This is a genomic window from Aeromonas sp. 604176, from assembly GCF_049170755.1.
GTDB classification, from domain to species: domain Bacteria; phylum Pseudomonadota; class Gammaproteobacteria; order Enterobacterales; family Aeromonadaceae; genus Aeromonas; species Aeromonas veronii_A.
On the sequence record NZ_JAAKNE010000160.1, the window covers coordinates 1 to 7275 of the forward strand.

General features: G+C 55.3%; 5 protein-coding genes. 3 read left to right on the forward strand and 2 right to left on the reverse strand.

Features of this window, described 5'->3' with window-relative positions; translation table 11 throughout:
• The first annotated feature begins 56 nt into the window (after nucleotides 1-56).
• The 3 genes from G5358_RS19460 (at nucleotide 57) to G5358_RS19470 (ending at nucleotide 4958) form a co-directional block, all read left to right on the forward strand.
• Complete coding sequence (locus tag G5358_RS19460) at nucleotides 57-3539, forward strand: VWA domain-containing protein (RefSeq protein WP_421264003.1); 3483 nt, start codon at nucleotides 57-59, stop codon at nucleotides 3537-3539.
• 85 nt (nucleotides 3540-3624) lie between these two features.
• Nucleotides 3625-4185, forward strand: a complete 561-nt coding sequence (locus G5358_RS19465; protein ID WP_042056172.1) for a hypothetical protein — start codon at nucleotides 3625-3627, stop codon at nucleotides 4183-4185.
• Nucleotides 4186-4241: 56 nt separating this feature from the next.
• Nucleotides 4242-4958, forward strand: coding sequence for an SIMPL domain-containing protein (locus tag G5358_RS19470; protein WP_005337338.1), 717 nt, complete (start codon nucleotides 4242-4244; stop codon nucleotides 4956-4958).
• A gap of 136 nt (nucleotides 4959-5094) precedes the next feature.
• Here G5358_RS19470 and ahpF read toward each other — a convergent pair whose 3' ends face one another.
• On the reverse strand, nucleotides 5095-6675 hold the full coding sequence (gene ahpF / locus G5358_RS19475) for an alkyl hydroperoxide reductase subunit F (protein ID WP_421206635.1): 1581 nt from the start codon (nucleotides 6673-6675) through the stop codon (nucleotides 5095-5097).
• Nucleotides 6676-6798: 123 nt separating this feature from the next.
• On the reverse strand, nucleotides 6799-7275 hold a 477-nt coding region (gene ahpC / locus G5358_RS19480), incomplete at its 5' end, for an alkyl hydroperoxide reductase subunit C (RefSeq protein WP_421324736.1).

The window sequence follows — 7275 nt, forward strand, 5'->3', positions numbered from 1 at the left end:
GTGCGAGCACAGCGGGCGTGCCGGGCTTTAGCTTGCCGGCGGACTGGAGCGGGGTCGTGAATGGCAACGTGGCGGGGACCACGGACGAGGGTGGGGCAGACAACAAGCCCTTCACCGTGACCGTCACTGCAACTAACGATGCTCCCATGCTGACTGTCTCGGATCTGCGCATATCCGAGGAGGGATTACCGGGATCCAATCCAGACAATTCACCCAATCCCGGCGATATTACCGATAGCACCTCGACCCATGCGACGGCAAGTGTGACAGATATCGACAGCAATACCTTTACGTTCACTCTTTCTGCTCCATCTGGCCTGAGCTCTGGAGGGGTACCAGTTGTGTGGAGTGGTATAGGGTCTGCGACACTGGTGGGTTCAGCGGGAGGGATCCCAGTCATACAAGTATCTGTAGATCCGGTTGGTAAATATACCGTCACCTTGCTGGGGCCCATCGATCATGAATTTGGAGACAATAAGGAAGGACTGAAGACATTTACCTTCAACCTGTCAGCCAGTGATGGTGACTTGAGTGATACCAAGCCGGTCAGTGTTGTTATTGAAGACGATATGCCCGTGATCACAGGCATCGAAAGTCTGGAAGTGATGAATGTAGCCGACATCACTACCGGTGGATTGTTTGGCGTCTCTTTTGGTGCTGATGGCCCTCTGGGTACTGGTGGACTGAAACTGACTGGATGGCCTGATTTGGCAGGGATCACCGAAACCTTGTCGACTGATGGCAAGACTCTGGTAGCAACCATTGATGGTAGTGGGCAGCCACCTAAAGTGTTCTATACATTGACACTCAATGACGACAATACTTACAGCTTTGAACTGGTTACTCCCCAGCCAACCCAGACTTTCTCGATCGGGGCACAGTTCGGTGCTGGAGGGCCTGTTGAGACGATCGGGGTTACTGCTGGCGGGATTGGTGTACTGTTCGATGGTCTGCTGTTCAATGGCAGCGTCAATAATCCTCAGGATCTGCCGGGGAGTGATGCAGATAATCTCAACCCGAACAACAATGGTTTCGGGATTAAGAACGGCAACCTGGACAATAACGAAGGGTTCAAGGTATCCACGACTGCAGCCGTTGATGGGCTCTCTTTCAACGTCTACGGGGTTGGCAACACCAATACCAGCACCATACAGTGGGTGGCTTATGCTGCCGATGGCGTGACCGTCGTCGATTCCGGAGAGCTTGTTCTGTCAGGACTCAAAGGGTCGATGCAGTTGGCCAGCATAGAACCCGATGGGGAGTTCAGCCAGCTTTATGTCCGCTTTGTGCTGAATGGCAATGACTCAGTGAGGATCGAGAATTTCGGAGTGATCGACAAGATCACGCCTCCTGATATTGACCTTGATTTCAGTGCTACCTTGACTGATGCCGATGGAGATAAAGCCAGCGCCAACTTTACTGTATCGGTCAAGAGCAATGAGCCTCCCGTCGCGTCCAATATTCTGGTTGTGGGTAGCAACACCTCGGATACCCCCGACACTACCGGGACCCCCGGCACGGATGATGATCACAAGGTGCCCAACTCCAACGGTAGTGTGGATGGTCTGGTTGCAGGCGGTGCTGGTCACGATATTGTGGTGGGGGACATCGGCGGCACCAGTACCAATTTCATCCCGGGTGAGAATTACAATATTGCCTTGGTGGTCGATGTGTCTGGCAGTATGGCTGGATCACGACTGAGTATGCTCAAGGCCTCCCTGACCCATTTGGCGAACCAGTTGAAAGATCATGATGGTGAGATCAATATCACCTTGATTGGTTTTGCGGCGAATGCCAGCGAGAGTGTGACAATAGTAGGGCTTGATGCCAGTAATGTGAGCAACCTGACCAATGCCATTGATGCACTGGTTGCCAATGGTGGCACCAACTATGAAGCCGCGTTCAATCAGGCCGTGCAGTGGTTCAATGATGGTAGCAAGGCTGCTCCCGGTTACCAGAACCTGACATTCTTTGTCACGGATGGTAACCCGACTTACTACCTCAATGACAGCAATCAGGTCGCTGGACCAGGCAACAGCACCACATTTGAGGTGATCAAGGAGTCGGTGGATGCTTTTGTTTCACTCAGTGCCATCAGCCAGGTCAATGCAATCGGGGTGACCAATGATGTTAACAAGGATTTGTTGAAGTTCTTTGATAACACGACTGAAACGGCAGATCAGTTTTACTCGGCAGGCAGCTTCCTTGACTTGGCCACATTTGGTAGTGGTAGCGGCATAAATGCCGCCTCGGGATGGGTGCTCAGTGGTGATGCTCAGGGATCGCATACCGTTACAAATGGAAGCTTGCGGATCCGGGATGATCGAACCGGTTCTGATTCTGACAGGACAATATTGGCGCTCGCCGTGGCCAATGCCATCCAGGTTTCTGCGGCACAAGCCGGAGCAAGTCTGCAGTTCCAGTATGCCTTGAATGGTGTTAATAGCAGCGACAGCTTCACCTGGAAGTTGGTGAAACTCGAGGGTGGCGTCTGGGATATGCTCAATCCAGTGCAAACGGGCACCATTACTGGCGTTAGTTCATCTGTTTTGACGGCTTACAGCACTATCACAACCGATGGACTGCCTGTCGGGCAATACGGGTTTGTGTTCGAACTGCTCGACAGCTCCAATGACCGGAATGCTGAGGTACGGATAGACAATATCCGGATCGAGCAGGGTTTCAATGCCCCGATCGGCGATGCCCAGATTGTGACCAGTGCCGAGCAGTTGACGGCAGCCCTGACCGAGGGGGATCAGATTACCGTGTTGCTGGGGGCCGGCAATGACGTGGCCGATGGTGGTGTTGGCAATGACATCCTGTTTGGCGATGTACTCAATACCGATACGCTGGCCAGCGAGTTGGGACTGGATCTGCCCCAAGGTTCTGGTTGGCTGGTATTTGAAACGCTGGAGTCCAGTCATGGGTGGACACGTGAACAGACGGTGGATTACATCCGGACCCATATTACTGAGCTGAGTGGGGAGAGTAGCCGCAGTGGTGGTAATGACACCCTATATGGTGGCAGTGGCAACGATATCCTTTTTGGCCAGGAAGGGAACGACACCCTTGTTGGAGGTGTCGGTGATGATTATCTGGATGGTGGTTCTGGTAGCGATATACTCACGGGCGACCTTGGTAAGGACATTCTGATCGGCGGCCTTGGCAGCGATACCATGACCGGTGGTGGGGAGAGTGACACCTTCAAGTGGCTGGCGGGGGATGCGGACGGCAGTATCGATACCATTACTGATTTCACTTTAGGTGATACCAACAATGGTGGAGATGTACTGGATCTCTCGGATCTGCTGGTCGGCGTACCTGCAGTGGGGAACAACGAGGATCTGGCAGCCGTGCTGGACAACTATCTGCAGTTCAACACGACGACCAAGACGTTGACGATAGATCCTGCCGGGGCCGGTGGGAGCCCGGAACTGACCATCCAGTTCCAGAACTCACTCGACCTCGCCTCACTGGGCTCCAATCAGGAGATCATCAAGCACTTGCTGGATGACGGTAACTTGAAGGTTGATCCGTAACCCTCTCTCGGGGCCGGGCTTGCCTGGCCCCTGTTTTTTCTTTAGGTGGATGGATAAGATAGCGGCCGTAGAAGAGAGGGTAATCATGCAGTCATTCAACTGGGTCGACATTGATGGCATCCGTTATAGCTGGGATGGACAGGGCAACATTACCTGCGCAGGTCAGTTTGGCTATCAGGCCTCGATCGCCGGTGATCGGCTGGATGGGATGGAGATAGAGAATGAGGCCGGTGATGTCGCGGGCTCGCTCTATGTTGACTTTGCTGCAGCCTCTATCACCTATGTGCCTGTTTTGGATACCGAGTCTGCCCATAACATGATTCTGGTTGGCCATGAGCAGGGTCAGCAGGAGTATCCACTGGTCAGTTTTCACCCTCCGTTGTTGCAAAATTTGCTTGGGCCGTCTGATACCATCCCTTGGTCTGCGATGGAGGAGGCAATTGGTGGCACCGATCTCGGACAGGCGGTGCAAGGACATGTTCTGTCGTGGGACTCGTTCCATTTCGATGATGAGGTGCAGGTCTGCGGTGCGACATCGTCACAAGATAAGGTAGAGCAGAGCCCAGATGTCTGCAGCGTGGTCACCATCAGTCTCGATCTGACCAATCAGATACTGGATCAGTTCCCCCCCTCGCATGATATATGAATCCCGTAGCTGCACGGGCATAATGGCCTCAATCTTTTCGATTGAGGTTTTTTTCTATGTGGCGTCCCCTTCTTACTCTTTCCGCTCTGGTTGTCAGTGCTCCGCTGCTGGCGATTGAAGTGCCGCAAGCGCCCCATCTGGTGGTGAGTGGTTATGCCGAGCAGAAGACCGAACCCGATATGCTCACCCTCAATGTGGCGGTGAGTGCACTGGATAAGCAGGGCCTCAAGGCCAAGCAGCAGGTCGATACCAAGGTCGCAGCCTTTTTCAGCCAACTGGAAGGGCTGGGGATCAAGCGCAGCGATGTTGAGGCTGGCAACCTGATGGTCTCTCCGGAATATCAGTATGGCGAGAACAAGAAGCCGGTATTGTTGGGATACCGTGCTCAGCGACAATTGGCGGTGAAGCTCTATCAGCTCGACAAGTTGAGCCCCCTGATGGATACCGCACTCAAAGCCGGGCTGGAGTCCGTATCCCAGATTGAGTACGGGTTGAAATCGCCGCAGGTCATCAAGGAGCAGGCCCGTTTGAATGCCGTTGAGGATGCCAAAACCAAGGCTGAATCTCTGGCCAAGGCCTTCGGGATGAAGCTTGGCAAGGTCTACAGTGTGGAGTACCGCAATGCTTCGCCCATTACCGCCTACAGCCGCAACCTGAAGGTAGTGCAGGCCATGGCGATGGCTGCACCTGCGGCGGATATGGCGGACAACAGCTATCAACAACAGCAGATCACGGTAAGTGATAATATCGAGGCTGTTTTCTTGCTGGAGTGATGCCCGTCGTTTAAGTCCAGTCATGAACACCCCCGCCATTTGCGGCGGGGTTTCTATTGCGCATCGATGCAGATATAAAAAAGCCGACGCTCGTGTTTACTAAATCGAGCATCGGCTTTTTGTTGCGCTGGGTTTATCAGGCGGTCACAGCATCAGCCTTGGTCGCTTCCGGCGCCGGGTTGCGGATGAGGTAATCAAACGCACCCAGTGCGGCGGTGGCGCCAGCACCCATGGAGATGATGATCTGCTTGAACGGTACCGTGGTGGCATCTCCTGCGGCGTAGACGCCGGGCAGGGAGGTCGCCCCTTTGGTATCGATCTCGATCTCGCCAAAGCGGGTCATGGCAATCTCGCTCCCTTTGAGGAACTCAGTGTTCGGTACCAGGCCGATCTGGACGAAGATGCCCGCTACCGCCAGGTGCTTGATCTCACCTGTGGTGCGATCTTCGTAATCCATGCCGACCACCTTGCTGCCATCACCGATCACTTCGGTGGTGCGAGCGCTCATGATGATGTCGATATTGCCCATGGAGCGAGCCTTCTTCTGCAGCACTTCATCGGCACGCAGGGTGTCGGCGAACTCCACCACAGTCACATGCTCGACGATGCCAGCCAGATCGATGGCCGCCTCGATACCGGAGTTACCGCCACCAATCACAGCTACTCGCTTGCCCTTGAAGAAGGGGCCATCGCAGTGCGGGCAGTAGGCCACGCCCTTGGTGCGGTACTCAAGCTCGCCCGGTACGTTCAGATCACGCCAGCGGGCACCGGTAGCCAGGATCACGGCGCGGCTCTTCAAGGTGGCACCAGAGGCGAGATCCACGTTCACATATCCATCTTTGCTGATGGCGGCGGCGCGCTGTTCGGTTATCACTTCCACGCCGTACTGTTTGACGTGCTGCTCCAGGCTGGCGGCCAGTTTGGGGCCTTCGGTGTAGGGCACGGAGATAAAGTTCTCGATACCGACGGTGTCCATCACCTGACCACCGAAACGCTCGGCAACGATGGCGGTGCGAATGCCTTTACGGGCGGCATAGATGGCCGCTGCGGCGCCAGCCGGGCCACCGCCCACCACCAGTACGTCGTAGGGATCTTTCTCATTCAGCTCGGCAGCCTTGCGCTCGGCGGCGCCGGTGTCGAGTTTGGCGACGATCTCTTCCAGCGATATCCGGCCCTGGCTGAACGGTTGACCGTTCAGGTAAACATTCGGTACCGCCATGATTTGACGCTCGGCGACCTCTTCCTGGAACAGGGCGCCGTCGATCATGGTGTGAGTGATGCCGGGGTTCAGGGTCGCCATCAGGTTGAGGGCCTGTACTACGTCCGGGCAGTTGTGGCAGGAGAGGGAGATATAGGTCTCGAAGTGGAACTCACCTTTGAGATTGCGGATCTGCTCCTGCACTGCCGCATCGGCCTTGGAGGGGTGGCCGCCGCTTTGCAGCAGGGCGAGTACCAGAGAGGTAAATTCATGACCCATGGGGATGCCGGCAAAGTGAACACGCGGTGCTTGGCCCTGGGGCGCGACGCTCATGGAAGGCTTGCGAACGGCAGTGCCAGAGGTCTGGGTGATCTTGGGGGACATCTCGGCGATCTCGCTGGCCAGTGCCAGCAGCTCTGCAGATTTGTCGCTGTCGTTGCCGGACACGCTGATCTCGATGGGATTGACGATGTACTGCAGATAGGTGTTCAGCTGTTGTTTGAGGTTGGTATCCAACATGGTCGAATTCCTTCTTGTAATGGCGAGTTGGCATTAAATGTGAGTCGGTCTGCTTTCAGGCCTATTTGGCAATGCCGGAAAGCAGACCGGCCCTTATGCGGGCCGGTCTTGGAAGCGGGAGGCTTAGATCTTGCCTACCAGATCCAGGGACGGGGCCAGAGTGGCTTCGCCTTCTTTCCATTTAGCCGGGCACACTTCACCCGGGTGGGAAGCAACGTACTGGGCTGCTTTGACTTTGCGCAGCAGTTCCAGTGCGTCACGGCCGATGCCGCCAGCGTTGATCTCGACGATCTGGATGATGCCCTGCGGGTCAATCACGAAGGTACCGCGGTCAGCCAGACCAGCTTCTTCGATCATCACGCCGAAGTTGCGGGTGATGGTACCAGTCGGGTCACCAATCATCGGGTACTGGATCTTCTGAATGGTGTCAGAAGTGTCGTGCCATGCTTTGTGAGTGAAGTGGGTATCGGTAGAGACAGAGTAGATCTCAACGCCCAGCTTCTGGAATTCAGCGTAGTTGTCAGCCAGGTCGCCCAGCTCGGTCGGGCAAACGAAGGTGAAGTCAGCCGGGTAGAAGAAGACCACGGACCACTTGCCTTT

Coding starts and splice junctions, on each gene's coding strand:
- G5358_RS19465 (WP_042056172.1), top strand. CDS start 3,625: ATGCAGTCATTCAACTGGGTCGACATTGATGGCATCCGTTATAGCTGG.
- G5358_RS19470 (WP_005337338.1), top strand. CDS start 4,242: ATGTGGCGTCCCCTTCTTACTCTTTCCGCTCTGGTTGTCAGTGCTCCG.
- ahpF (WP_421206635.1), bottom strand. CDS start 6,675: ATGTTGGATACCAACCTCAAACAACAGCTGAACACCTATCTGCAGTAC.